This is a genomic window from Rhizobium glycinendophyticum, assembly GCF_006443685.1.
GTDB classification, from domain to species: Bacteria; Pseudomonadota; Alphaproteobacteria; order Rhizobiales; family Rhizobiaceae; genus Allorhizobium; species Allorhizobium glycinendophyticum.
The window spans coordinates 2,749,937-2,775,568 of sequence record NZ_VFYP01000001.1 but is presented as its reverse complement, the minus strand read 5'-3'; the positions used below and the strand labels follow the sequence as shown (position 1 = coordinate 2,775,568).

Below are 25,632 nucleotides of genomic sequence, written 5' to 3'. Positions count from 1 at the left end.
TTATGACCCTTTCCCGTATCGCGCCTGTGCTTTTCGTCCTCCTGTGGTCGACCGGTTGGGTCTCCGCCAAATACGGCGGCCTCTATGCCGATCCCCTGACCTTCCTCGTGGTGCGTTACGGGGTGGCGGTGGTGCTGTTCTTCATCCTCTGTCGGGTGAGTGGTGTCGCCTGGCCAAAGCACAGAAACGGTTGGCTGCATGCCATCGTCTCCGGCGTCTTTCTGCACGGGCTTTATCTCGGCATGGTGTGGTGGGCGATCGGGCAGGGGGTGCCGGCGGCCCTGTCGGGCATCATTGCCGGGCTGCAGCCGCTGATGACCGGGGTGGCAGCGGCCTATCTCATAGGCGAAGATTTGAGCGTGACCCAGCGCATCGGGCTGTTTGTCGGCTTTGTCGGCATCGCGATTGCCGTTCTGCCGAACATCGTGGTGATCGATGCCGAGACGATCCCCGTCTATGCGGTGGCAATCAACGTGCTCGCCATGGCCTGCGTGACCGCAGGCACGATCTATCAGAAGCGCTATCTGAAGGAGGGGGATTTGCGCGTGGTGGCGACGCTGCAATATGTCGGGGCGCTTCTGGTCACGGTTCCCGCTGCCTTCCTTCTGGAGGACATGCATATCGACTGGAGCTTCGGTTTCTTCGCGACGCTCGCCTGGTCGGTGCTCGGCATTTCGATGGGAGCGATTGCGCTCTTACTCTATCTGATCCGCAAGGGAGACGTCTCGAAAGCGGCGTCGCTCATCTATCTCATCCCGCCGCTTGCGGCGATCGAAGCGGCGATTGCCTTCGGCGAGCATCTGACGGTCCCGATGATCATCGGGACCTGCGTGGTGGTGCTCGGGGTCTATCTCACCAACCGCAAGCCGGCGGTGCCGCCGGTCTGAGTGGCTCCTCAAAGTTCATTCCCCTGGAACGAAGAAAAATGGCGCGACCGAAGCCGCGCCATCTTTCAATGCGTTAGAGGCAAATCCTCAGGCTTCGCGGCGACGTCCGCCGGCTGTCCCGGAGCGGGCAGGACGGGCCTGGCCGTTGCCGCCACGGCTCTGGCCATTGCCATTGGCCGAGCGGTTGCCACCATTGCCGTTGCCGCCGCCATTGCCACCCTTGCGGTGACCGGACTTGGCCGGACGACCATCCGCCTTGGCGCCGCCTTCGGACTTGCCACGACCCTGGCCCTGGTGATTGCGGTTGTTGCCGCCAGCACCTGCACCACCACCGCCGCCGCGACGCTGCGGACGTGCCGGGCGTGCGAGGTTTGCCGGCGGTTCACCTGAGGCGACCGGGATCTCGATGCTCATCAGCTTTTCGATGTCGCGCAGTAGGCGACCTTCGTCCGGACCACAGAAGGCGATTGCGATGCCGTCACGACCGGCACGAGCCGTACGGCCGATGCGATGAACGTAAGCATCGGGAACTTCCGGCAGGTCGTAGTTGAAGACGTGGGAGACCGCCGGGATGTCGATGCCGCGGGCGGCAACGTCGGTGGCGATCAGCGTCTTGATCTCGCCGTCACGGAAACCCTTCAAGGCACGCTCGCGCTGGCCCTGGCTCTTGTTGCCGTGGATGGAGGCGACCGAGTAGCCGGTGGCGTCGAGGTGCTTCATCAGCTTTTCCGCGCCATGCTTGGTGCGCAGGAAGACGATGGAGCGGCCGTCCGGATTGTCGTTGAGGATCTTCTTGAGCATTTCCGTCTTGGCGTTCTGGCCGGCAACGAAATGCACATGCTGTTCGACCTTGTCGGCAGCTTTGCCCGGAGGCGTCACGGCGATCTTCAGCGGGTCTGTCAGGAAGCTTGCCGCGAGATCAGCGATCGACGGCGGCATGGTGGCCGAGAACAGAAGCGTCTGGCGCTTCGGCGGGACCATCTTGGAGATCTTGCGCAGGTCGTGGATGAAGCCGAGATCCAGCATCTGGTCGGCTTCGTCGAGAACGAGGTAACGCACGGCGCGCAGCGAAATCGCGTTGCGGGCGATCAGGTCGAGCAGGCGGCCGGGGGTGGCGACGAGGATGTCGGTGCCCTTTTCGAGTTGCAGCTGCTGCTTGCCGATGGAGGCGCCACCGACGACCTGGTTGATCTTCAGCGGCAGGCGGCGCAGGTAGCTGCGCAGGTTGTCGCCGATCTGGTTCACCAGTTCGCGTGTCGGGGCGAGAATGAGGGCGCGGGTGGTGCGGTTATCGGGGCGCTTCTCGTCCTTGAGAAGCATCTCGATCATCGGCAGGCCGAAAGCGGCCGTCTTGCCGGTGCCGGTCTGGGCGAGACCGATCAGGTCGCGGCCGCCGAGAACGACGGGGATGCCCTTTTCCTGGATGGGAGTGGGGGTCGCGAAACCAAGAGCAGTCAGGGTTGCGACGATATTCTCGGAGAGGCCAAGCTCAGCGAAAGTTGTCAAAGTCATACCTTTCGGGGCGCCAAATGCACAAACCCCGGAACGCGTTCTTCGCGAGCCGGTTGGCATTGGCGTCAAGAACCCCGCGTGATTTGGGAACTTGTAAGTTGGAAAAAAGCTTTCCAAGCGCATCGGTGGAATGTCCACCCTGATGTCATGCGCTTTATCCTTCGTCGCGTCTCAGATGTCGCTGGGCACGCTCACGCGGCGGCCGGAAGGGAAAAGCTGACCTGCAGATGGGCCTATTTGCCTCAGAAGTCAAGTTTTGTTTTGCGGTGCGAAAGAACCGCAATCGCCGAAGCCGCTGCCTCCGGCGCGTGATGTCAGGCGTCTGGAGACGGGAGCGGCGGCTGGAAATGGAGCGAAACGCGTAATCCGGCACTCTCGCCATTGGTAATCTCGATGCCGATTCCGTACACGTCGGCAATGTCGCCGGCAATGGAAAGCCCGATGCCGGTGCCGGGCATGCGGCTATCGAGGCGCACGCCGCGTTCGGTCATGCGTTTCAGGTCGGTTATCCCCACGCCCGGGCCGTCGTCGGCGATCACCAGATTTACGCCGGAGGGAGAAGTGCTCGTTTCGATATCGATCCGACCCTTTGCCCATTTGACGGCATTTTCAATGATGTTGCCGATCAGTTCCTGCAGGTCGCTCGGATCGACGCCGAGCTTCAGGCCTTCCGGAACCGCTATGGTCCAGCCGAGACGCTCGCCGTCGGGCGTGCGTTTCAGGGTGCGCACGATCATCGCCACACATTGGCCGAGGTCGGCATCGGCGGTGCGCAGGCTGGCGGTCGCGGCGATCCGGGCACGCGCAAGCTCGCGGTCGACATGGTTGCGCATGACGGAGGCCAGATGCGCAAGTTCCGCGCCGATCTCCACTTCGCCACGCTCCTGCAGTGTGCCGGCGTCGTTCGCCAGGACGGTAAGGGGGGTCTTCAGGCCGTGGGCAAGGTCGGCAGCGCGTGCGCGGGCCCGGGCGATCAGGACGTCCTGATCGTCAAGCAGGCGGTTCATTGCATCGACCACTGGCATCAATTCGCCGGGAAGGGGCCCGGTGAGACGGGTCGCCTGGCGGGCGCGGATCCGCTCCAGACCTTCGCCAATGGCTGACAGAGGTTTCAAACCGAAGGTCAGCTGCGCGACCGAGGCGGCAACAAGGAAGACTGCGAGCGCGAGGATGTAAGGAATGATGTCGGCGACGAAGGCCTGGCGGGCTTCGGTGACGGTTGCTGTGTCTATCGCGACGGCGAGGCGCAGCGACCTTTCGCCATCCGGTGCCCTGGCGATTATCTTGCGTTCCTGCACCAGCAGGGTTTCGCCATCGGGGCCTGGAAGGTTATAGCGGTGGACGGTCCCGGTTTCCTGCGGATCGTCGGGCAGGGGAAGCGCGTAGTCCCAGAGCGAGGCGGAGCGCGTTTGCGTGCCACGGCTGTCGTCCGTCATCTGCCAATAGAGACCGCCATAGGGAGTGGAAAAGCGGATGTCTGTCGGCCGGTCGGGCAGGCGGACTGCACCATCAGGGGCAAATTCGATTTGGCCGGCGATGTTGTTGAGATGATCGGTCAGTTCCTGATCCAGCCGGTGCTCGATGCTGCGGGTGAAGAGTTCGACAAAGGCGAAGGCTGCGAGCGACAGGGCTGCCGCGACGCTGAGCAGCGAGACGATGACGAAGCGGATGCGGATCGAGCGGTTCACGGGTCGGCACCGCCCATCCTGTAGCCGAAGCCCCGGCGGGTCGTGATGGCGTCACGGCCGAGCTTGCGGCGGAGGCGGCCGATCAGGACCTCGACCGAGTTGCTGTCGCGCTCGAAATCCTGGGCATAAAGCTGTTCAGTCAGTTCTGCCTGCGACACATGTCGGTCGGCGTTTAGCGCCAGATGGGTCAGGCAGCGGTATTCCAGTGGTGTGAGGTCGACTGGCAGGCCGGTCAGGCTCACAGACTTGTTGCGGGTGTCGATTGAGATGTCGCCGAATTCCAGCACAGGGCTTGCCTGGCCGGCAGTGCGCCGGATGATTGCCCGCAAACGGGCAAGCAACTCCGCCATCTGGAAGGGTTTCGGCAGATAGTCATCGGCGCCGGCGTCGATGCCTTCCACTCGTTCCTGCCAGTTGCCGCGGGCCGTGAGAACGAGAACGGGCATACGCCTTCCAGCATTGCGCCAGCGCTTCAGCACAGCGAGCCCATCCATGCCCGGCAGGCCGAGATCGAGCACGACGGCGGCGAAGTCTTCCTCATCGCCGGTAAACCAGCCGGCCTCACCATCGGCTTCGTGCACGACGACATATCCGTCCCGCTCCAGATGAGTGGTCACATCGCGTGCGATCCGCGGGTCGTCTTCGATCAGAAGGATGCGCATCAGTCGTTCTCGATCTCCCGGATCTCGCCCGTGCGGGCATCGACTTCCACTTCAACGAGCCGGCCGTCCGCGCGCAAGACCCGGAACTCGTAAAGCTCCAGGCCATGTTCCTGTTCGACGCGGGCGGAGACGATGTCTCCCGGAACACGCGCCAGGACCGTGCGCCGCAGTTCGGCCAGAGACTTGATCCGGCCGCTCGCGACCCCGTCTCGCAGATGGTCGTGGGCGCTCTCATGACGTTCGTCATCGGCCTGCGCCGGTAAGGTGGTCGGAAGCGTGGCGACAAGGCCGATCAGGGCGAGTGTCAGGGCCAGGGTCGGGCCGAGGGCCGCGAGACGCGAGACGAGGGAGCGCGGTGTGTGGATCATCGGTCATACCCTATCATCCAAAAGCTGAAATTTCGCTGACATTCGGCGTCAGGTATCGCTCAGTCGATGGTGGCTAGGGTCTCTCCAACGACGCCAGGCAATCCCGCCTCGTCGTCTTTACGAGGACATCTCTCATGAACAAGCTCATTGCTCTTTCGCTCATCACCTTTGCTTCTTTCGCCGGCTTTGCCCAGGCCGAAGACGAAAGCGCCAAGTGCGATGCGCCGAAGGACAAGTGGATGACTGAAGACGCCATGAAGGCCAAGGCAACCGAAATGGGCTACGACGTGCGCCAGGTAAAGGTCGAAGACGGCTGCTACGAAGTCTACGGCATCAAGGACGGCAAGAAGGTCGAAGCCATCTTCAACCCGGCCACCGGCGAACAGGTTGGAGCCGAGTGATGACGGATGCCGAGCACAGCGTGCCCGGCACCCTCCAGTCCGGCCGCACCCAGCGGCCGGCACTGGTCAAGGTCTGGGACCCTTTCGTTCGCCTGTTTCACTGGGCGCTAGTCGGCTGTTTTGCCTTCTCGTTCTTCACCGGCGACGAGTGGAAGTCCGCTCATATCGTGTCTGGCTATGTAATCGGCGCGCTCGTGACGTTCCGGGTGCTGTGGGGCCTTATCGGCACAGAACATGCGCGCTTTTCGAGCTTCATCTACAGTCCCGTGACGGTCTTGCGGTTTCTGGTGGATACCGCAGCGATGCGGGCGAAGCGTTATCTCGGCCATAATCCCGCCGGCGGCGCCATGGTCATTGCGCTGCTGCTGATGATCTCCGGTATCGTGACCACCGGCTATATGATGACGACGGACGCCTATTGGGGCATCGAATGGGTGGAGGATACGCATAAGGTGCTGGTCTACGTGACACTCGGCCTCATCAGCATGCACATCGCGGGCGTGCTGCTTGCAAGCCTGGAGCACGGGGAGAACCTGGTGCGGGCGATGGTCACGGGCAAGAAGCGGGCCGAGTGAGATCCGTTCGGATCAGGCCTCCTGGTTACGCAATCACGTATCGACAAGGAGGGTGACCGTGATCGGGTCGCCTTCCTCGATGTTTTCGCGGCCTCTGAGCTCGGCTTTGAGCGGTAGGAGAAAGCTGTCGCGGCGCTTGTCGGGGAAGAGCGAGGTTTTGATCTTTGTCACCCCGATCTGCGCGCGCACCGTGATTGCACCCAACGTATTGGCGCGGCCGAAGAAGCGGGCTTCTGACGCCGCATCCGGTGGCAGGAAGACGCCGTGCCAGCCGCCGGGGCCGTCGAAGCGCACCACCTCGGCTTCGAAGCGGATCGCGTGGCTGCCGTCGCTCATGTCGCCTCACCGGGGCTGAGATCGAGCTGAAAGTCGGATGTTGCGACAGACATGCCGTTCAGCAGGATCTCCAGGCGGTGACGGCCGGAATGATAGACACGGGTGGTGATCGGGCGGAGCGCGTGGCGCTTGTCAATTGTCGCGGTTTGGCCGGGCGCCAGTGTGAGCGTATTGCCCTTGAAGACCTTTGGCGTGAGCGAGCCGTCCTTTTTCTGGTGGTGGATTGCGTAGTCGAGCAGCACCGTGCGCATAGATGCTCCCGTATTTTCCAACTCGATCCGGAAGCCGAGTTCCCCCGGGAAGGCAACACCGTCCTGCCGCAATTCCAGCATCGCGGTCACGTCCTGCAGCGGCTCGTAGCCGAAATTGGCGAGGGCCTTGCCATGGCCCTTCTTGATCAGGGTGCGCGAGGCGTGCCTGAGCAGCCAGAGCCGGTCTTTCGAGGCGCCGGCAATGTGGCGTTCGACGAAATCGGCGACCAGATCCGGATGATCCTTGGCGATGTCGTTGAGGCTGTTGGCAACCGAGCGGCGGACATAGTCTTCCTGGTCGTCGACGAGCGCTTCGAGAATCGGCAGGATCGGGGACGGATCGCGCACCAGGGCCGGCAGGCGCATGGCCCAGGGCAGGCGCGGGCGGGTGCCTTCGCTGGCGAGGCGCCGGACGTGATGGTCGGGATCAGTGACCCAGCCGGAAATGAGGGCGAGGGCACGGTCCTGTTCCCGGGCGATAAACGGGCGGATGCCGAATTCACCGGTGAAATGCGGGGTCAGCGCCTTCAGGAGATCGAGCGCCGTCTCGAGGTGGCCGCCGCCATGGGTGGCGATGTACTGGTTGAAGGAGAGCAGCGCCCAGCCGGACAGAGCCGCCCGTTCCTGCGACGGCAGGCAGGCGTGCAGGATCTTTGCCGCCGCCGCGAAATCGTCCGGCAGATGGCGGCGCAGTGCGTCGGCGATGCATTGGCCGCGTTGCAGCAGTTCCAGCCCGTCGATGACCGGCAGGATATCGGCGAGGAAACCGGCGCGGTCGAAGGGTTCCCAGGCCCGCGCCAGGGCATCGGCCGTGTCGCGGGCGGTTCCTGCGCCGATCAGGTGCTTGAGTGCTTCCGGCATCGCGGCTCAGATCGTCCCTTCGGTTGCGAAGTGCTCCATCACGGTAACACCGGTGACGGCCGCCATATAGGGAGCGAAGGCGGGATCGGCCTGCACCTTCATGGCTGCCGCATCGGCACTCTCCTTATCCGACCATTCGACGAGATCGGCAATCAAATCACCCTGTTCGAGCGCGGTCAGTGCCCGCCAGCTGATGAAGCCGGGATAGGTCTTGACCGCCGCCATGGCAGCTTGGCGCGCCTTTTCCGCGGCCGGTTTGTCGGCGACGGTGCATACGGCGAGTTCGAGAACGGTTTTCTGGGTCATTGGGCTTTTCCTGGTTGACGGTGCTTGACCTAACACGGCCCAACTGACAACCTTCTGGCCACAACCTTGCAAAGAGGCCTCCGATGCGTCCTGCCGATCGCCTGTTCCGGATCATCCAGCTGATGCGCTCGACCGGTCGTGCCATGACGGCGGCCGAGATCGCCGAGAAGATGGAGGTCGCACCGCGCACCATCTATCGCGACATGGACCATCTGGTCGCCTCCGGCGCGCCGATCGAGGGCGAGCGCGGGGTGGGTTACATGCTGCGCGAAGAATTCGATGCGCCGCCGCTGACCTTCACCTTCGAACAGTTGGAGGCGCTCGCCTTCGGGCTTCGGGCGGTCGAGATGCTGGGGGATCCGCGGCTCGGGCAGGCGGCACGGGAGGCGAAGGACAAGATGCTTGGCATGTTGCCCAAGGAGCATGCCGAACGGTTGGTCTCGGCACCGATCCATGCCTTTCGCTCATCGGCCCAGCCGGAGGTGCCGGCTTGCCTTGGCGACGTGCGTTCGGCGCTGTCGTCAAAGCGCAAGGTGTGGATCGCCTATCACTCTCTGCCGGGCGAGCGCAGCCAGCGCGTCATCTGGCCGCTGGGGCTGTCCGTCTTCGGGGCGATCTGGGTGATGACGGCATGGTGCGAGATGCGGGCCGGCTTTCGCGACTTCCGCCTCGACCGGGTCGAGGACTGGAAAGTGATGGGCGACCGGTTCGAGCCTGAACCGCACCAGACCTATCAGGCGTATTTGAAGCAGTTGGCCTGACGCATCAGAAATCCGTCGCAACCCCGCCTTCTTCCTTGCGTTTCGCGACGAAGGCGTCGAGCTCTTCCTCGATGGCCGGGTCGATCGGCGGGCGTTCGTAATTCGCCAGCTTTTCCTTGAAGACCCGGTTGGCATGGTCGTAAGTGGTCGGGCGGCCGGCTTCCGTCCAGGTCTCGAAATTGCGCCAGTCCGACAGGATCGGCGAATAGAAGGCAGTCTCGTAGCGGGCGAGCGTGTGGGCGGTGCCGAAGAAGTGGCCGCCGGGGCCGACGTCGCGCACGGCGTCGAGCGCCAGCGCATCCTGGCTGACATCGAGGGGGGTGAGGAATTCCGCCACCATCTGCAGCATATCGACGTCGAGGATGAACTTCTCGAAGGAGGCCGTGAGGCCGCCTTCGGTCCAGCCGGCGGAATGCATGATGAAATTGCCACCGCCTTGCGTCAGCGCCCAGAGCGAAAATACAGACTCGTAGGCCGACTGGGCGTCGAGCGTATTGGCGGCGTTGGTATTCGAGGTGCGGTAGGGCAGCTTGTAGCGGCGAGCGAGCTGGCCGCCGGCTATGACCGCCTTCATGTATTCGGGCGTACCGAAAGCGGGTGCTCCTGTCTTCATGTCGACATTGGACGTGAAGCCGCCATAAACGGCGGGCGCGCCGCGACGGACCATCTGAGTGAAGGCGATGCCGCAAAGCGCTTCGGCATTCTGCTGCACGAGGGCGCCGGCGATCGTCACCGGTGCCATGGCACCGGCAAGGGTGAAGGGCGTCATCACCACGACCTGATTGCGCGAGGACATCTCGATGATGCCCTGGAGCATGGGGCCGTCGAGACGCAGCGGCGAGGAGGAGTTGATGATGGTGAAGAGCGAGGGTTCACTCTCCATCTGCTCCATCGAGACGCCGCGACCGATGCGGGCGATCTCGATGCCGTCGAGATTGCGCTGCTTGCCGAGCGAGTAGCAGTGAAACACTTTGTCAGTCAGCTTCACCATGTCGGACAGGCAGTCGAGATGGCGCACCGACGCGTGGATATCGACAGGCTCCACGGGGTAACCGCCCGTCGTGTGGATCACGTCGTAACACTGGGCAAGCTTGACCAGCTTGCGAAAATCTTCCTGGTTGCCGGCGCGGCGGCCGCCCTCGCGGTCGGCGACGAAGGGAGCCGACGCAATCTGAGCGAAGACGAGGTTGTTGCCGCCCATCTTCACATGCCGCTCGGGATTGCGGGCGTGCATGGTGAATTCGGATGGGGCCGAGGCGATCATGTCCATGATCAGGCCGCGGTCGAAACGCACGCGGTCGGAGCCCTCGATGACATCGGCCCCATGAGCTTTCATGATGGCGCGGGCGTCGGGCAGCATCACGTCGATGCCGATCTCTTCGAGGATCGTCAGCGAGGCGTCGTGAATGTCGTCCAGCGCCTGCGGGTCGAGAAGTTCGGTCTTCGCGAGACGATTGACCAGGTTGCGATACTTCGCGCCACCCGAAACGCGTCCGCGATCGCCGCCGCGCCCGCCCGTGCGCCGACGTCGTTCGCCGCCTGCAGAGAAGGTTTCAGTCTCGGGTAAGGAAGCGCTGGTAATGTCGCTCATGATCGATCCATTGTTTCAATCTCGACACGAAGTTTCGCAGGTTTGGCGTCGTAAACGCATTGCCATTTGCGACCGAAAACCGGCTCATCTGGAACATCGGCCGCGGCAGGAGGGCGCGCGCGCATAAAACTTTACATTCGGGTTATCTTTTAAAGTGAAAGCGGGCATCGGGTTACGCGCTGTTTACCATTCGGCGTCATTGATTTCAGGGGTAAAAACTATTGGTTCGGGGAAGCGCCTTGCTCAACTTGGTCTGCGAGAAAATCGCCGCGCTGGAGCTGCCTTCCTATGTCAAGGACAGCCAGCTCCGCTATATCGCTGTCAATGCGGCCTTTGCGCGCCTTCATGGCCTGTCGGAGGCTAGCTTTCCCGGGCGCAACGACCAGGACATCCTTGGGGTTGGTGCCAATGCCTTCCGCGACGACCGCGAGCGCCGGGTGCTGGTTTTCGGTGACGAGGAAACCCTGCCGTTCAGCGTCGGCTCGTCCGCTCCGCACCGACTGCTGAGGATCGAGCGCTTTTTCGACGAGGACGAGCGCCTCTATCTGTTCGGCCTGATCGAAGCCGAGGTGAGATCCGAAACGCCGATGCAGCCGGCAAATGGCGGGCCGGCCCGCTTCGAAGCGCCGCAGGCGCCGCATCTTGATGTCTTCAAGGCGGTGCTGGAGCAATACCCGCTAGCGAGCTATGTGCGCGACAGCCAGCATCGACTGATCTTCGCCAATCCGGCCTATGTGGAAATGGCAGGACGTCCGCTTGAGGAGCTGCTCGGCAGAAACGAGATCGAGAATTTCCCGGAAATGGGGGAAAGCTATCACCTCGGCAACATGCGTGTCCTCGCCACCGGGGTCACCGAGGAGGTGCACGATACCTTTGTCAGCGCCGAGGGACGCGAGATCCCCATCCTGTCGCGGACCGGCGTCGTCGACGGGCCGGATGGTGCGCGCTACCTCGTCGGTTCGATTACCGACCTTTCGCAGCTTCGCCGGGGGGAGGAGAAGTTCATCGCCGCGACGCGTGCGGCAGAAGAGTTGAAGAGCAAATTCGAATCCCTGATGACCTCTTTGCCGGTCGGCATTCTCGTGCTCGATCCGTCCATGCATGTGGAATACATCAACGCCGCCATGGTGGAGATGTTCGAACTCGGCGAGCAGATCTCGGTCGAGGGCAAGTATTACGGGGACATCCTGCGCGTGGCCTTTGCTCGCGTGATGCACGCAGCGACGGAGCAGGAGATCGAGGAACGTGTCGCCTTCCGGCTCGACCAGTTGCGCTGTCTCGACAATGGCCCCCTGATCGATGCACGTACGCCGTCCGGCCGGGCGCTTGCGGGCGGCAGCCGCAAGATTGCGGGTGGTCGCATCATGATCACCTTCTCCGATGTCAGTGACCTCGCCGAACGGGAAGAAGAGACGCTGCTTTATCGCACGGCGCTCGAGCAGATGCCCGTGCCGGTTTTCATCCGCGACACAGAACGCCGGCTCATCTATGTCAATGCGGCCTATGAACGCCTGCACGAATGTAAACGGGAAGACGTCTACGGGCTGACAGTCGAAGAGATGTTTCCCTCCAACACGAAGCGGATCGCGGATAACATTCGCGTGCTGGAGAAGGGCGAGACGGTCGAGAACGCCAATGACGTCGTAAGCCTGAAGGATCGGGATATCCCGACCATCACCCGCCTCAACCTCATCACCACGTCGAGGAACAAACAGTATATCGTCGGTTCGGTGACGGACGTCTCGATCATTCGCGAAGGGCAGGCGGCCCTCGTTGCCGCGCAAGAGCGGGCCGAAGGTCTTTACCGCGACATCTTGGCGATGCTGCACGTCATGCCGGTCGGCGTGGTGATCCTTGGGCCGGACTACATGGTCGAGTTCGCCAACCGCAAATGCAGGGACATCTGGAACTGGCCGGATGATGTGCCACTCGAAGGCCAGAGCTTCCGCTTCTACTGTGAGATCAACCATCGCGACGGCCGTGCCTGGCCGGGCATGGACTTCGAGGAAGGCTACCGCCGCCGCATTGCTCAATTCGATGCGCTCGAGGGGTCGCACAGCACCGAGCTCGCCTACGAGGATGGCAAGCACGTGCTGGCGACCGTCACGCGCCTGCGGGATCGCAAGATCCTGCTCACCTATGCCGATTTGACGGAAATGCGCCAGCGCGAGCGCGAGGTGGATGCCGCGCAGCAGCAGGTGGCGCGGATCGGCCAGTTCATGCGCGATACGTTGCTTCTCACGTCGCAGGGGATCGCCGTCATCGAGGGCGGTCGGATTGCCGAAATCAATCCGGCTTTCCAGCGGATTCTTAGTCTTCCCGAAGATCTCGTGCAGATCGGTACCGAGACCCAGGCAATCTTCGATTTCTGCGCCGCTCGTGGTGATTTCGGCGACGAGGCGGAAGCCGTTTGGAATAATCTCAACAACAATGTGGGCAACGCGTCGGGTGCTTCGCTCACCTTCCTCGCCGATGGGCGCACCTGGGTGAAGTTTAACGCCACCTTCGGGGAGAACGAGAGCTACGTCGTGATCCTCACCGATGTGACCGAGGTCAAGGTGCGCGAGGCCGAACTTGAAGTGCTGCTTGCCCGCAGCGAAGCGGCCGACAAGGCGAAGTCCGATTTCCTCGCCAATATGAGCCATGAGATCCGCACACCGATGAACGGTGTGCTCGGGATGGCGGAACTGTTGTCGAAATCCGAGCTCGACAGCCGTCAGAAGACCTTCGTTGATATCGTGGTGAAGTCCGGCAATGCGCTGCTCACCATCATCAACGACATTCTCGACTTTTCCAAAATCGATGCCGGCCAGATGAAGCTGCGCAAATCGCCCTTCGACCCGATCGAGGCGATCGAGGACGTGGCGACGCTTCTGTCCGCAGCGGCGGCGGAGAAGGATATCGAACTCGTCGTTTCCGGCGAGCAGACGGTGCACCATACCTTCATGGGCGACCCCGGTCGCTTCCGCCAGATCGTCACCAACCTGCTGGGCAATGCAATCAAGTTCACCGAGCGCGGCCATGTGCATGTCGAAGTGTCGAGCGAGCCGCTGACGGATGGCATGGCGATGCTGCAACTGAGGATCGAGGACACGGGGATCGGCATACCTGATGACATGCAGGCCAAGATCTTCGAGAAATTCTCACAAGCCGACACCTCCTCGACACGTCGGCACGAAGGCACCGGCCTCGGCCTTGCCATCACCGGGGGGCTGGTCAAGCTGTTTGGTGGGCAGATACGGGTGGAATCCGAAGTCGGGGTTGGCTCCGCCTTCATCGTCGAAATGCCGTTGCCGGTCGTGGCCGAGCGCAGCCGCAACAAGGAATTGCCGCCGAACATCAAGGGCGCGCGGGTGCTCGTCATCGACGACAACATCGTCAATCGCCGGATCATCAGCGAGCAGTTGGCGATGTGGGGATTCGACGGTCTGGCGGTCGCCGACGGGCCGTCAGGCATCGCGATCCTGGACGAGGCGCATCGCGAAGGATTGTCGATCGACCTCGTGGTGATCGACTACCAGATGCCAGAGATGAACGGGCTCGACGTGGCGCGCGCGATTCGCAACGATCCGCGTTTCGACGAGACAGCACTGATCTTTCTGACCTCCATGGACATGGCTGGAGATGAGCGGCTTTATGAGAGCCTGCGCATCCAGGCACATCTGATGAAGCCAGCGCGGGCCAACGTGCTGCGCGGGGCGATCATCGACGTGATCCGCAGTGCGCGGGTTCATGGCGTCGTCTCCGCCAGGTCGCGTATCATGGATGAACCGACGCCGACGCCACTGACCGCTATGACACCGCACCCACAGGCGCCGGTGGAATCCGATCAACGTGCGGATCCTGTCCTGAAGGTGCTGATTGCCGAGGATAATGCGGTGAACCAGATCGTCTTCCGCCAGATCCTGGCGGGGAGCGACATTGCCTATCGGATCGTCGAAAACGGCGCCGAGGCGCTGGACGCCTGGCGCAGCGAGCGGCCGGATCTGATCCTGATGGATGTTTCCATGCCCGTGATGAACGGGCACCGTGCGACCGAGGCGATCCGGGGAGAGGAACAGGCAACCGGGCTGGGCGAGCATGTGCCGATCATCGGGGTCACCGCCCATGCCATGGCGAGCGACCGCGAGGCGTGTCTCGCCTCAGGCATGGACGACTACTTGTCAAAGCCGATCTCGCCCGAACTTCTGATGCGCAAGATCGAGGATTGGTCGCACGGGATCCGACCAATTGCGAACAGGGCCGAGAGTTACTAGACGGTAGGTTTCACGCCACAGAGCATTTCGCGTTTTCCCGCAAAACCCGGCCGCCGCTCCAGCGCATAACCGGCGGCAATCAGATTGCGCCGGACGAAGCCCGCTGCGGCATAGGTGGCGAAGCTGCCGCCCGGGCGTGTGTGATCGAACACCAGCTGCATGAGTTCCGCCGACCACATGGCGCTGTTGCGCGAGGGAGCAAAGCCGTCGAGGAACCAGGCGTCGAAGGTAAATTCGCTCGCTGAAAGGCTGGCCAAGGCGTCACCGCAGACCACGGTGAGGCGGGTCTGCAGGTCGAGCTCGATCTCGACGCGGCCTGACGGATTTTCTGGCCAGCGGGCGACCAGCGCCTGCCGCTCGGCATTGATCTCGGGCCACCGTGCCAATGCGCGGTCGATGTCATCAGCCTGCATCGGATAAAGCTCGAAGGAGACGAAGTGCAGGTGGCCCTCGCGGCTGCGGTGCTGCTTCCACTGTCGCCAGGTTTCGCAGGCGTTCAGCCCGGTGCCGAAGCCGAGTTCGCCGATGCAAATTTCCGATGCATCCTGCCAGCGCTCGGGCAGGCCATTGCCGGAAAGGAAGACATGACTGCATTCCAGTCGGCCGTCCGTCTGGCAATAAAAATGATCGCCAAAGGCCGTCGAATAGGGCATATCGCCGTCGTGCCAGGTCAGGGGTGCGGCGGTGTTGCCGTCCGACAAGCCTGTGGCCCCTGATGTTTCAGTCGCTGACATTTCGTTTGATTGGGTCATGACATGTCCGATAAATCGCCCGCGCGCGCCGGTCAATCATTCGCGGATGTGGTGATCGTCGGCGGCGGCATCATGGGGCTATGGGCAGCGCTCGAAGCCGATCGTGCCGGACTTTCGACGCTACTCCTGGATGCGGGTCCCTTGGCCGCTGGTGCGAGCGGCGGGCTGCTCGGTGCGCTGATGCCGCATATGCCGGACAAATGGAACGAGAAGAAGCAGCTGCAATTCGAGGCGCTTCTGTCGCTGGAACGCGAAATTGCTGCGCTGGAGGCCGAGACCGGGCTTTCCGCCGGCTACCGCCGTGCCGGGCGTCTGATTCCTCTGCCAAAGCCGCATCTGCGTAAGATTGCCGAGCGCCATCAGGCCGAGTCTGAAGCCAACTGGAACCAGAACGGCGTGTCTTTCTCCTGGAATGTCATCGACCAGTCGCCGCATGGAGCTTTGTGGCCGACATCGGAGGTGACGGCTGCGGGACTGGTCTTTGACACCTTCGCCGCGCGGGTTTCGCCGCGCGGTCTGACGGGGCTGCTCGTTGCCCGGCTCAAACGGTCTTCGCGCGTGAAGATCGACGAAGGGGTTACGGTGACGGCCATCGATGTGGCCGCATCCGTTGCACAGCTTTCCGATGGCCGTTTCGTCTCCTTCGGGCATCTCATCGTCGCAGCGGGCCATGCCTCTTTCCCGCTCTTGTCGGCTCTCGGGCCTGTTCTGGCGCGGCCGCTTGGTCAGCCGGTCAAGGGGCAGGCCGCGCTTCTTTCCGCGCCAATGATCGCGCCCTACCTGCCGCTCCTCTATCTCGACGGTCTCTATATCGTGCCGCACGAAGGCGGGCGGGTGGCGATCGGCAGTACCAGCGAGGATCGGTTCAATGATCCGTTCACGACGGATCAGCAGCTGGGCGACGTGTTGGCGCGCGCCGTGCGGCTTGCGCCGCAACTCGCCGAGGCCGACGTCATCGAACGCTGGGCGGGGCTGCGGCCGAAGGCGATCGATCGTGATCCGATGGTCGGGCCGCATCCGGCGGCCGAGCGGGTGATCGCGCTGACCGGCGGGTTCAAGGTTAGTTTCGGACTGGCGCACGTGCTTGCACGAGCGGCGCTTGCGCCGATCCTTGGCCTTGAGGCTGCTGTGCCGGAGAGCTTTTCGACGGCACATCACCTGTCGGTCGCGGCGAGGATGGATTGATCGGGAGATGCGACTGCGGGCTTCGTGACCACATGGTCCTGAGATGTCGCATGCAGATGCTGTCGCTTGCGACCTCCCGTTTCGTCATACTGTCATGCAAATCACCTAACCACTGGGTTGCAACGGCACTTGCTAAAGTGCCCGAACCGGGCCAGGACGAGGTGCTCGACATGCGTTATGCCATCTGCTTCACGCCACCGCCCGGCGACCCGCTGACGCTTGCTGCCGCCGGCTGGCTGGGACGTAATGTCTACTCGGGGCATCCGGCCGACCATCCGGCCCTGAAGGGGCTCGGCGTGCATGAAATCGCCTTTCACACGGCACTTCCCCGTCGGTTCGGCTTTCACGCCACCTTCAAGGCGCCGTTTCGACTGAGCGAGGGCGCGAGCGAGGCGACCCTGCTGCGGGAATTGATGCATTTTGCCGGCACGATGGAGCCGGTGACGCTGTCCGGGCTTTCGGTGGGGCGAATCGGAGAGGTCTATGGCCTCGTTCTCGACCGGTCCTGTTCTGCCGTCGATCATCTGGCTGCTTCCGTCGTGCAGGCCTTCGACGGTTATCGTGCGCCGCTTTCGGAGGCGGAAATCGAGCGACGCAATCCGGACCGGTTGTCGGCGCCGCAGTTCTCCAATCTGAGCCGTTGGGGCCATCCTTATGTGATGGACGAGTTCCGTTTCCATATGACGTTGACGGGGCCGCTTCTGGCGCGGGATTTTCCGCGGATCGAGCAGGCGTTGAAGGCGCATTTTGACCCTGTGCTGGCGGAACCGGTCACCGTTGCCAATCTGGCGCTCTTTGTCGAGCCGGAGCAGGGGGCGCCATTCCAGGTGCATTCGCTGCATCCGTTGGGTCGCGTTTCCAGCCGCAAGATCGCCTGATTGCTTCGCGCCGCAGCAAAATCTGCATCGTGTCTCTCGACAGCCAGCGTCGTCGCCAATAGCCTCGCATCAAAACACGAGAGGTGAACCGATGACGACTGCTCCTTATCCCCGCGACCTTGTTGGATATGGCCGCGATGTCCCCGATCCGAAATGGCCGGGCGATGCGCGGGTCGCGGTGCAGTTCGTGGTGAATTACGAGGAGGGCGGAGAGAGCAATATTCTCGACGGCGATCCGGCTTCGGAGAACCTGCTGTCGGAAATCGTCGGCGCCCAGCCCTGGCCCGGCCAGCGCAATCTCAATATGGAATCGATCTACGAATACGGTTCGCGCGCCGGTTTCTGGCGGCTGTGGCGGATGTTTACCGAGCGCAAGGTGGCAGTGACCGTCTACGGCGTGACACTCGCCATGGCGCGCAATCCGGAAGCGGTTGCAGCGATGAAGGAAGCCGACTGGGAAATCGCCAGCCACGGCTATCGCTGGCTGGAGTACAAGGATTTTCCCGAAGAGGTCGAGCGTCAGCACATTCAGGAGGCGGTGCGCCTGCACAAGGAACTGACCGGCTCGCATCCGCTCGGCATGTATCAGGGCAAGCCGTCCCTGAACACGCTGCGCCTCGTCATGGAGGAGGGCGGTTTCCTATATTCCTCCGACAATTATTCGGACGACCTGCCGTTCTGGGTGCCGGATCTCGAGGGCAAACCCTTCCTGATCATCCCCTATACGCTCGAGACCAACGACATGCGCTTTGCCACGCCGCAGGGTTTCAACTCCGGCGACCAGTTTTTCGCCTATCTCAAGGACGCCTTCGACGTGCTCTACGAGGAGGGGAAAAACGGCAGCCCGAAGATGATGTCCGTCGGCCTCCACTGCCGCCTCGTCGGGCGTCCGGGGCGCGCTGCGGCGCTGGCGCGGTTCATCGATTATGTGACGAGCCATGAGAAGGTCTGGGTGCCGAAGCGCATCGAGATTGCCGAGCACTGGCACAAGTTTCACACGCCGGTTTGGTGATGTCTTCTTGAAGGGGTATAGCGGGCATGCTATATAGCGTTCATGTTATGGCACGTGGAAACCCACAGTGAAGCAGATGCCGAGATTCTGGCTTTGCCGCCAGGACTTCAGGCCCGCGTCGTTCGGTTGCTGGAAGCTGTCGAACGTCTGGGGCTGGAACAGCTCCGCGAACCTCACGTCAAGCATCTCGAAGGAAAGCTCTGGGAGTTGAGGGCTAAGTCCGCCGAGGGGATTGCCCGAGGAATTTATGTGACCATGACAGGCAGAAGAGTGGTTGTCTTGCACGTCTTTCAGAAGAAGACGCAGAAGACACCGCAGCGCGCGCTCGAACTGGCGAGGGCGAGATTGCAGGAGATACAGAGATGACGAAGCTTGCTGATCTGAAAAAGACGCTGATGCAGAATGATGAATTTCGGGCTGAGTATGAGAAGGCCGATGCCGAATTCCAGATCGTCGAGGCTTTGGTTCGTGCCCGGACAGAGGGCAATATCTCTCAGGCCGAATTGGCCAAGCGCATGGGGACGACGCAGTCGGCAGTCGCACGGCTGGAAGGCGGCGGTGTATCGCCATCCTTGGCGACCCTCCGGCGGTATGCGGCGGCGGCCGGTCTCAGGCTCGAAATCAATTTGGTCCCGGCGGAGTAATGGTGGAAGGCGATACGTCCGCCTCTTCCAGCAACCAGTCCCGCAAGATTGCGGCAGGCTCGGACAGGTTCATGCCTGACAGCAGCCAATAGGCCTTGTCCTCGTCCGCTGCTTCCTCAAACAGCACGGTCAGCGTGCCCGCTGCCAGATGGTCTGTAATCAGCGCTGTCGGGCAGAGGCCGATGCCGAGGCCCGAGAGGACCGAACTGACCAGCAGGTTGAAATCGGCATAGAGCGGTCCTGACGGTGTCGGGCCCTCGATCCCGCGTGCCGCCAGCCAGGATTGCCAGGCAGCCTCGGTCGCGTCGTGCAGCAGGTCCTGTTTCAGGAGGTCGGCGGGCGTTGTGATCGGCCCGTGCTGCTGCAGATAGGCGGGCCCACAGGTGGGCCGGGTGGCCGCGTCCAGGATGCGGTCGGAACGCCCCGGCGGGCGCGTTCCGTGTCCGATCAGCAGGTCGGCGCCGGCTTCATCCGGGGTCAGTGCGCCCATCGGATAGACGATCGACACCTGGATATCGGGATGGGCTGCGCGGAAACGGGGCAGGCGGGGGCCGAGCCAGTGCGTAACGACGGAAGGCATGCAGGCGAGGCTCGCCCGGACGGCCGTCTTTCTCGAAGACAGCCGCTCGACGGCGCGGGCGATATGGCCGAGGCCTTCCGAGCAGGCGGCGCCGAGTTCGCGCCCATCGGCGGTGAGGCGGACGCCACGCGGGCGGCGTTCGAAAAGCGCGAGCCCCAGCCATTCTTCCAGCGCCTTCACATGCTGGCTGACGGCCGCTGCCGTCATGCCGAGTTCGGTTGCGGCCTGCAGGAAGCTTTCGCGGCGGGCGGCGGCCTCGAAGGCGCGGAGTGTCGGGAGCGGTGGCAGTTTCATGTGCTCATGACTAAGCCAGACTTGCTCATGGGGCAAGGAGGGAGGCTGTTGTCATAAGGCAGGCTGTGGGGCACCCTGCGGCTTCCATCCTGATGCCGTTTCGGAGCCTCCCATGTCCCCCTTGAACGCCAACATCCCCGTTCCCGCCGATGCGGCTGCCCGCCGGGCGGTAAAACCCGTCGTCTGCTATCCCGTCGAGTCGTTGAAAGCACCCGACATGAGCATTCTGGAGCGGGCGCGGGGGACGATGGAAAAGGTCGGCGAGGTGATCATTGAGCCGCGCGAGGGCAACACGTTCGAGGTGCCCAAGGGCCATTTCTTTCGCATCGTCAGCGTGGAGGGGCCGCAGGTCGGCGACCTCAACCTGTGGAACGCCAATGATCTCTCAGAGCGCTTCTTTTCGGGCAAGACACGGGCGCTGCATGCCACCCATGTCACGACCGGCAACCGTCTCTGGAGCAACCTGCCGTCGCTCAGACCTATGGCGACGATCAGCCATGATACGCTCGGTTGGTATGGGTTCGACGAATTCGGCGGCGGGGTGCATGACGTGATCGGCACGCGCTGCGATCCCTATACCAACCGGCTGCTCTCCGGCGGCGACTATCATCATTGCTGCCATTCGAACCTCTGCCGGGCGCTGTCGCAGCATCAGGGCTTCGACATCAAGGCCGCCGAGCCGCATGTGCATGACGTCTTGAACGTCTTCATGTGCACCGGTTTTACCCGCGATACGCAGCAGTATTTCATGAAGGCGAGCCCGGTGCGTCCCGGCGACTTTCTGGAGATGTTTGCGGAGATCGATCTCTTGGGCGCGCTCTCGGCCTGCCCGGGTGGCGATTGCAGCGCGAGCCATTCTAGCGATGTGGCGAAGTGTTATCCGCTCAAGGTGGAGATTTATCGGCCGGATATGGCCCTGCTTGCGGATTGGCCGTTCCCGGAGCGGAATGGGTATCAGTTGCAGGTTTGAGGCTCAACGAGCCTCTTGTTGCTGTTCGCGGTCGGTTTCGGCCAGTCGAGGCCTGAAGAGATCGGCGAGCAAGGCGAGGAGGGGCAGGGCTGTGGCCATCAGGAACGTGCCCGTGAAGGCGTGTGCGATCAACGTCGGGTCGGTTGCGGCGCGTTCCGCTGGGCCGAGGTTGTAGGCAAACAGCGCCGACATTGCCGATGCGCCGGTGACGAAGCCGAGATTGCGCGACAGGCCGAGCAGCCCCGAGAGCACGCCGCGTTTATCCTCGGCCACGGTTTGCATCGTGACGGTATTGTTGGCGGCAAGGAAGATCTGGAAACCCGGCGTGAGCAGAACCAGAGTGAGGCCGTAACCCCAGACCCCGAGCAGGCGTGGCAGGATGGCGAGCGCAGCGAGGCCAATGATGATCTGCAGAAGGCCAAGCGGCACCATGCGTGCCGCGCCGTACCGGTCGGTCAGACGGCCGGACGGAACCCCAGACACTGCGGAGGTCAGCGGTCCGACGGCCATCACAAGTCCGATCGAGGCCTCACCGAGCCCGAGACCGAGCGACAGCATGTAGGGCCCGACGACCAGTGTCGACATCATCACGGTGGTGACGAGGAGATTCATTCCCAGGGAGAGGCCAATGCGCCGGTTGGCGACAAGGGCGACAGGCACGAGCGGGCTTGCCGCGGCCTTCTGGCGCCAGGCAAAAAGGGCAAACAGCACCGCCGTGATGGGAAGAAGTGCCCGGGCATCTAATGGGCCATTCCCTGAGGTCATCGACAACGCATAGGTCGACAGAGCGAGCGCCAGTAATATGCTGCCCAGCCAATCGATCGATCCGGGAGCCGTCTTCTCCGCGCTGGAGCGCCCGGCGAAGGTGGCGATGGCCATCGTGAGAAGCATGCATGCCAAAAGGCCGACCGCCAAGAAGCCCGCACTCCAGCCGTATCGTTCGATTGTCAGACCTCCAAGCGACGGGCCCAGCGCCGTGCCCACGGCCGACATCGTGCCGAGCAGGCCCATGGCCGAGCCCGTCTTTTCCTTTACGACGACCGTGCGGATCATCGAGACCGGCAGAGCCATCAGCACCGCCCCGCCGATGCCCTGGAAAACACGGGCCACGACCAGGCTTGAGATCGACGGGGCAAGCGCGCAGGCCAATGATGACCCCGCAAAGAGCGCCAGACCGAGGATCAGGACCCGGGTCTGGCCGATGATGTCGGCCAATCTGCCAAGCGCCACAATGCTGGCGGTGACGGCGACGAGGTAGGCGATGATGACCCACTGCACCGACGGGATGGCGGCCGAAAATGCCCTTGCCAAAGCAGGCAGCGCAACCGTCGCAAGGCTGATGCCGAGCGACCCGACCAGCATGCTGCCGGCAAGAACGACCAGTTCAGGATTTCTGAAGGCCAAAGAAGGGAGTTTCATGACGTTTCTCGTTGTCTGAGGGAAGGGAGAAGAATAGCCTGCCACTTCAAGTCAACTTGAGGTCAAGGATGAAATTGCTTGATATCGGCGAACTGGCGCGCCGAGCAGGGGTCTCGGCTGCAACGCTGCGCTACTACGAGGAGGTGGGTCTCATCCGGTCGGTCGCCCGGCACGGGCTTCGCCGCCAGTTCGAGCCGCGTGCACTCATGCAGCTTTCTCTGATTGCACTCGGCAAGACGGCGGGCTTCTCGCTGGAGGAGATGCGGGGCATGTTTGGCCCCGACGGTCTGCCGGAACTCTCGCGGCTGACCCTGCATGGCAAGGCCGATCAATTGGACGCGCAGATCCGCAAGCTGACGACGCTGCGAAACGCATTGCGGCATGTGGCCGATTGCAAGGCAGAGCAGCACATGGACTGCCCGAAGTTTCAGCGCCTGCTGCGTGTGTCCTCGAGTGCCCGTCGGAACACGTCGAAATCGGTTGCGGTGCCGGAAGAAGCCGGCACCGCCATGGTTTGCCATCCCGTCACGTCCCTTTCAGGACGCCGGAGCTGAAGGCTTTCAAGCCTTGTCGAGGCTCGCGATGTCGATGACGAAGCGGTAGCGGACGTCGCTCTTGATGACGCGCTCATAGGCCTCGTTCACCTGCTGGATGTCGATGATCTCGATCTCCGGCGTGATGTTGTGCTTGCCGCAGAAGTCGAGCATTTCCTGTGTCTCCTTGATCGAGCCGATCGAGGAGCCGGCGAGCGAGCGGCGGCCCATGACCAGCGAGAAGGCATGGACGGGAACCGGGTTTTCCGGCAGACCGACCAGAACCAGCGCGCCGTCGATCTTCAACAGGTTCAGATAGGCGTTCCAGTCGATCTCGGTGCCGACGGTGCAGATGATCAGGTCGAAGGTGCCGGCGAGCTTCTTGAAGGTCTCCTTGTCGGCGGTGGCGTAGTAATCCTTGGCGCCGAAGGCGATGCCGTCGTCCTTCTTCGACAGGCTCTGGCTGAGCACGGTGATCTCGGCGCCGAGGGCTGCACCGATCTTCACGCCCATATGGCCAAGGCCGCCCATGCCGACGATCGCGACTTTCTTGCCAGGGCCGGCCTTCCAGTGCACGAGCGGCGAATAGAGCGTGATCCCGGCGCAGAGCAAGGGTGCTGCCTTGTCGAGCGGCAGGTTGTCCGGGATGGAGAGCACATAGCCTTCCTTCACGGTGATGGTGTTCGAATAGCCGCCATAGGTCGGCGTCACGCCGTCGGCCTCGAAGCCGTTATAGGTCGGCACGACGCCCGGCATATACTGTTCGAGATCGACATTGCGGCTCTCGCAATGGACGCAACTGTCGACGAAGCAGCCGACGCCGACGCGGTCGCCGACTTTGAACTGCGTGACCTTCGAACCGACTGCGGTGACCACGCCGGCAATCTCGTGACCCGGCACCATGGGATAGGTGGAGTTGCCCCATTCGTTGCGCGCCTGGTGGATATCAGAATGGCAGATGCCGGAGAACTTGATGTCGATCACCACGTCGTCGTCATTCGGCTCGCGACGCTCGAAGGTGAAGGGAACCAATGGCTTGGAGGCATCGGTTGCAGCATAGCCCTTGGCTATCGGCATGAAATATCCTTTCGAGATATGATGGAAGCACATTCAAGATAGGTCGAAATAGTGCCCGGACAAGCGGGGTTTGCTGCCGCCCGCGTTGAAAGTGCCTATCTTTTTGAGAAACTCGACAAGAACAGGGGGGTCGGCTAATCCTTGTCGTCAACTGCTTCGCCGAATGGCGGACGGGCCCTCCCTGCTGCGGCTTACTGTGCTGCGGCCTTACATGAAACTGGATCGACGGCATGGACAGAGCGGACTTCGTTCAACGTTTCGGCGGGGTGTTCGAGCATTCGCCCTTCATCGCGGAGCGTGCCTATGATGCCGGGATGATTGCGGAGCCGCTGACGGCCCTCGACGTGCATGATGCGATGGCGATGATGTTTCGAACCTCCAGCCAGGAGGAGCGCCTCGGGGTGTTGCGGGCACATCCGGATCTCGCCGGCAAGCTCGCCATCGCCGGCGAACTCACGGAAGACAGCAAGCGCGAACAGGCTGGCGCCGGTCTCGATCGCCTGAGCGCTGACGAGCACGCCCGCTTCACCGAGCTCAACACTAATTATGTCGAGAAATTCGGCTTTCCCTTCATCATCGCGGTCAAGGGCTTGAGCAGGGACGACATTCTCGCCGCATTTGAGACGCGGATCTCCAACAGCCGCGAACAAGAATTCGATACCGCCTGCCAGCAGGTGGAAAAAATCGCCAGGCTTCGTCTCGAAAGCCTGCTTCCGGAGACACACTGACATGCTTGAGACCTCGACCGTCGTCCTGCCGGATTTCGCTGCCGGCGCCGTCAACCTTGCCTCCGCGCGCCTCGGTGCGACCGGCGTCTTCTCGACTGACGAGTTCTTCGCGCCGGTCTCGCGCATGCTGAACGACGATCCGGCGACATTCGACCCGGATCTCTATGACGACAACGGCAAATACATGGACGGCTGGGAAAGCCGCCGCAAGCGCGTGCCGGGGCATGACTTCTGCGTCATCCGGCTCGCCATGCCGGGCCGTATCTTCGGTTTCGACGTCGATACTCGCTTCTTCACCGGAAACTATCCGCCGCATGGCTCGATAGAGGCCGCTTTTGTCGAGAGCGGCGACCCGACCGACGCGACCGTGTGGACCGAACTGGTTGCGAAGTCACCCCTTGGGGCCTCGGCGCAGCATTTCTTTGCCAATGCCGATACCTCGAAGGTCTGGACGCATCTGCGCCTCCACATCTATCCCGATGGTGGCGTGGCGCGCCTGCGTGTCTATGGTGCGGCCCATTTCGACTGGTCGAAGGTCGGCGCTTCGGAAGAGATCGATCTCGCCTATATCTTTCACGGCGCCAAATCGCTGGCCTGGTCTGACGCGCATTACGGCCATCCCGACAAGATCCTGTCGCCGGGCCGTGGTACCAATATGGGGGACGGCTGGGAGACCAAGCGCCGTCGTGGCCCGGGCCATGATTGGGCGATCATCCGGCTTGGCCATGCCGGCGTCATCAACCGGGTGCTGATCGACACGCATTTCTACAAGGGCAATTACCCGGACACCTGCGAACTGCTCGGCGCCTATCTGCCGGACGCAGGCGACACCTTCTCGGAAGCGGAGATTGCCGCGTCCGAGCAGTGGAAGCCGATCCTGACGCGTCAGAAGATGCAGATGGATGCCGAGCATTTTTATGAGGGCGATCAGGTGCAGAAGATCGGGCCGGTGACGCATGTGCGGATCGCCATGCATCCGGATGGCGGCGTGATGCGCCTGCGCCTCTTCGGCACTAAGGCCTAAAACCAGAGTAGAAACGAAAAGAGCGGGCATAAGGCCCGCTCGTCGCATGCTTGACGCCGTCCGCAATGCGGGCGGCTTTTT

The 25,632-nt window shown here is 62.5% G+C and carries 26 protein-coding genes; 14 read left to right on the top strand and 12 right to left on the bottom strand.

The genetic code is table 11. The features are described from left to right. Nucleotides 1-2: 2 nt before the first annotated feature. Nucleotides 3-887 carry a DMT family transporter gene (locus tag FJQ55_RS13590; RefSeq protein WP_140828639.1) on the top strand — a complete coding sequence of 295 codons (885 nt, stop codon included), beginning with the start codon at nucleotides 3-5 and terminating at the stop codon, nucleotides 885-887. A gap of 87 nt (nucleotides 888-974) precedes the next feature. Here the strand turns inward: FJQ55_RS13590 and FJQ55_RS13585 are convergent, their stop codons facing one another. The 4 genes from FJQ55_RS13585 to FJQ55_RS13570 form a co-directional block, all read right to left on the bottom strand. Then, nucleotides 975-2,399, bottom strand: a complete 1,425-nt coding sequence (locus tag FJQ55_RS13585; protein WP_140828637.1) for a DEAD/DEAH box helicase — start codon at nucleotides 2,397-2,399, stop codon at nucleotides 975-977. Between the two features lie 314 nt (nucleotides 2,400-2,713). Beyond that, a complete protein-coding gene (locus FJQ55_RS13580; RefSeq protein WP_140828635.1) occupies nucleotides 2,714-4,087 on the bottom strand; it encodes a sensor histidine kinase in 1,374 nt (457 codons plus the stop codon). After that, entirely contained in the window at nucleotides 4,084-4,749 is a 666-nt protein-coding gene (locus FJQ55_RS13575) for a response regulator transcription factor (RefSeq protein WP_140828633.1), read from the bottom strand. The genes FJQ55_RS13580 and FJQ55_RS13575 overlap by 4 nt, the downstream gene beginning before the upstream one ends. Further along, nucleotides 4,749-5,117, bottom strand: coding sequence for a PepSY domain-containing protein (locus tag FJQ55_RS13570; RefSeq protein WP_140828631.1), 369 nt, complete (start codon nucleotides 5,115-5,117; stop codon nucleotides 4,749-4,751). The genes FJQ55_RS13575 and FJQ55_RS13570 overlap by 1 nt, the downstream gene beginning before the upstream one ends. Before the next feature lie 134 nt (nucleotides 5,118-5,251). Here FJQ55_RS13570 and FJQ55_RS13565 point away from each other — a divergent pair, with 134 nt between their 5' ends. After that, nucleotides 5,252-5,518 carry a PepSY domain-containing protein gene (locus tag FJQ55_RS13565; protein WP_140828628.1) on the top strand — a complete coding sequence of 89 codons (267 nt, stop codon included), beginning with the start codon at nucleotides 5,252-5,254 and terminating at the stop codon, nucleotides 5,516-5,518. Then, nucleotides 5,518-6,093, top strand: a complete 576-nt coding sequence (locus FJQ55_RS13560) for a cytochrome b/b6 domain-containing protein (RefSeq protein ID WP_140828626.1) — start codon at nucleotides 5,518-5,520, stop codon at nucleotides 6,091-6,093. Before FJQ55_RS13565 ends, FJQ55_RS13560 begins: the two co-directional genes overlap by 1 nt. A 33-nt stretch (nucleotides 6,094-6,126) precedes the next feature. On the opposite strand, the gene FJQ55_RS13555 is transcribed toward FJQ55_RS13560, so the two are convergent. From FJQ55_RS13555 to FJQ55_RS13545, 3 genes are read right to left on the bottom strand one after another with little or no spacing between them, the layout of a single operon-like run. Continuing rightward, a complete protein-coding gene (locus FJQ55_RS13555) occupies nucleotides 6,127-6,429 on the bottom strand; it encodes a DUF1905 domain-containing protein (RefSeq protein ID WP_140828624.1) in 303 nt (100 codons plus the stop codon). After that, a complete protein-coding gene (locus tag FJQ55_RS13550; protein ID WP_140828622.1) occupies nucleotides 6,426-7,541 on the bottom strand; it encodes a DNA alkylation repair protein in 1,116 nt (371 codons plus the stop codon). The genes FJQ55_RS13555 and FJQ55_RS13550 overlap by 4 nt, the downstream gene beginning before the upstream one ends. A 6-nt stretch (nucleotides 7,542-7,547) precedes the next feature. Beyond that, on the bottom strand, nucleotides 7,548-7,847 hold the full coding sequence (locus FJQ55_RS13545) for a hypothetical protein (RefSeq protein WP_140828620.1): 300 nt from the start codon (nucleotides 7,845-7,847) through the stop codon (nucleotides 7,548-7,550). An 83-nt stretch (nucleotides 7,848-7,930) separates the two neighbouring features. Between FJQ55_RS13545 and FJQ55_RS13540 the strand changes: the two genes are divergently transcribed. Next, complete coding sequence (locus FJQ55_RS13540) at nucleotides 7,931-8,608, top strand: helix-turn-helix transcriptional regulator (protein WP_140828618.1); 678 nt, start codon at nucleotides 7,931-7,933, stop codon at nucleotides 8,606-8,608. Nucleotides 8,609-8,612: 4 nt separating this feature from the next. Here FJQ55_RS13540 and FJQ55_RS13535 read toward each other — a convergent pair whose 3' ends face one another. Continuing rightward, on the bottom strand, nucleotides 8,613-10,199 hold the full coding sequence (locus FJQ55_RS13535) for a trimethylamine methyltransferase family protein (protein ID WP_140828616.1): 1,587 nt from the start codon (nucleotides 10,197-10,199) through the stop codon (nucleotides 8,613-8,615). Between the two features lie 239 nt (nucleotides 10,200-10,438). Between FJQ55_RS13535 and FJQ55_RS13530 the strand changes: the two genes are divergently transcribed. Further along, on the top strand, nucleotides 10,439-14,455 hold the full coding sequence (locus FJQ55_RS13530) for a response regulator (protein ID WP_161596983.1): 4,017 nt from the start codon (nucleotides 10,439-10,441) through the stop codon (nucleotides 14,453-14,455). On the opposite strand, the gene mnmC2 is transcribed toward FJQ55_RS13530, so the two are convergent. Further along, on the bottom strand, nucleotides 14,452-15,207 hold the full coding sequence (mnmC2, locus tag FJQ55_RS13525; protein WP_140828612.1) for a tRNA (5-methylaminomethyl-2-thiouridine)(34)-methyltransferase MnmC2: 756 nt from the start codon (nucleotides 15,205-15,207) through the stop codon (nucleotides 14,452-14,454). The two genes, FJQ55_RS13530 and mnmC2, sit on opposite strands and share 4 nt — an antisense overlap. 3 nt (nucleotides 15,208-15,210) lie before the next feature. Between mnmC2 and FJQ55_RS13520 the strand changes: the two genes are divergently transcribed. From FJQ55_RS13520 to FJQ55_RS13500, 5 genes are all read left to right on the top strand, one after another. Beyond that, nucleotides 15,211-16,392 (top strand): NAD(P)/FAD-dependent oxidoreductase, encoded by a 1,182-nt coding sequence (locus FJQ55_RS13520; RefSeq protein WP_140828609.1) that lies wholly within the window; start codon nucleotides 15,211-15,213, stop codon nucleotides 16,390-16,392. A gap of 170 nt (nucleotides 16,393-16,562) precedes the next feature. Next, nucleotides 16,563-17,270 (top strand): DUF1045 domain-containing protein, encoded by a 708-nt coding sequence (locus FJQ55_RS13515; RefSeq protein ID WP_140829293.1) that lies wholly within the window; start codon nucleotides 16,563-16,565, stop codon nucleotides 17,268-17,270. 91 nt (nucleotides 17,271-17,361) lie between these two features. Beyond that, nucleotides 17,362-18,282: an allantoinase PuuE gene (gene puuE / locus FJQ55_RS13510; RefSeq protein ID WP_140828608.1), complete on the top strand. Its 921-nt coding sequence runs from the start codon at nucleotides 17,362-17,364 to the stop codon at nucleotides 18,280-18,282. Nucleotides 18,283-18,336: 54 nt separating this feature from the next. Continuing rightward, nucleotides 18,337-18,648 carry a type II toxin-antitoxin system RelE/ParE family toxin gene (locus FJQ55_RS13505; RefSeq protein WP_246085100.1) on the top strand — a complete coding sequence of 104 codons (312 nt, stop codon included), beginning with the start codon at nucleotides 18,337-18,339 and terminating at the stop codon, nucleotides 18,646-18,648. Beyond that, the gene (locus FJQ55_RS13500) at nucleotides 18,645-18,926 is read left to right on the top strand and encodes a helix-turn-helix domain-containing protein (protein WP_140828605.1); all 282 of its coding nucleotides are present in this window, start codon (nucleotides 18,645-18,647) and stop codon (nucleotides 18,924-18,926) included. The genes FJQ55_RS13505 and FJQ55_RS13500 overlap by 4 nt, the downstream gene beginning before the upstream one ends. On the opposite strand, the gene FJQ55_RS13495 is transcribed toward FJQ55_RS13500, so the two are convergent. Next, the gene (locus FJQ55_RS13495) at nucleotides 18,904-19,800 is read right to left on the bottom strand and encodes a LysR substrate-binding domain-containing protein (RefSeq protein ID WP_140828603.1); all 897 of its coding nucleotides are present in this window, start codon (nucleotides 19,798-19,800) and stop codon (nucleotides 18,904-18,906) included. The two genes, FJQ55_RS13500 and FJQ55_RS13495, sit on opposite strands and share 23 nt — an antisense overlap. A gap of 112 nt (nucleotides 19,801-19,912) precedes the next feature. Here FJQ55_RS13495 and FJQ55_RS13490 point away from each other — a divergent pair, with 112 nt between their 5' ends. Next, a complete protein-coding gene (locus FJQ55_RS13490; RefSeq protein ID WP_140828601.1) occupies nucleotides 19,913-20,770 on the top strand; it encodes an urea carboxylase-associated family protein in 858 nt (285 codons plus the stop codon). Between the two features lie 3 nt (nucleotides 20,771-20,773). On the opposite strand, the gene FJQ55_RS13485 is transcribed toward FJQ55_RS13490, so the two are convergent. Then, complete coding sequence (locus FJQ55_RS13485; protein WP_140828598.1) at nucleotides 20,774-22,189, bottom strand: MFS transporter; 1,416 nt, start codon at nucleotides 22,187-22,189, stop codon at nucleotides 20,774-20,776. A gap of 68 nt (nucleotides 22,190-22,257) precedes the next feature. On the opposite strand from FJQ55_RS13485, the gene FJQ55_RS13480 reads away from it, so the two are divergent. Further along, entirely contained in the window at nucleotides 22,258-22,743 is a 486-nt protein-coding gene (locus FJQ55_RS13480; RefSeq protein ID WP_140828596.1) for a helix-turn-helix domain-containing protein, read from the top strand. Nucleotides 22,744-22,749: 6 nt separating this feature from the next. On the opposite strand, the gene FJQ55_RS13475 is transcribed toward FJQ55_RS13480, so the two are convergent. Then, nucleotides 22,750-23,799, bottom strand: coding sequence for an NAD(P)-dependent alcohol dehydrogenase (locus FJQ55_RS13475; RefSeq protein WP_140828594.1), 1,050 nt, complete (start codon nucleotides 23,797-23,799; stop codon nucleotides 22,750-22,752). A 230-nt stretch (nucleotides 23,800-24,029) separates the two neighbouring features. Here FJQ55_RS13475 and uraD point away from each other — a divergent pair, with 230 nt between their 5' ends. Then, on the top strand, nucleotides 24,030-24,527 hold the full coding sequence (uraD, locus tag FJQ55_RS13470) for a 2-oxo-4-hydroxy-4-carboxy-5-ureidoimidazoline decarboxylase (protein ID WP_140828592.1): 498 nt from the start codon (nucleotides 24,030-24,032) through the stop codon (nucleotides 24,525-24,527). Nucleotide 24,528: 1 nt separating this feature from the next. Continuing rightward, nucleotides 24,529-25,551 (top strand): allantoicase, encoded by a 1,023-nt coding sequence (gene alc, locus FJQ55_RS13465; protein WP_140828590.1) that lies wholly within the window; start codon nucleotides 24,529-24,531, stop codon nucleotides 25,549-25,551. Nucleotides 25,552-25,632 lie beyond the last annotated feature (81 nt).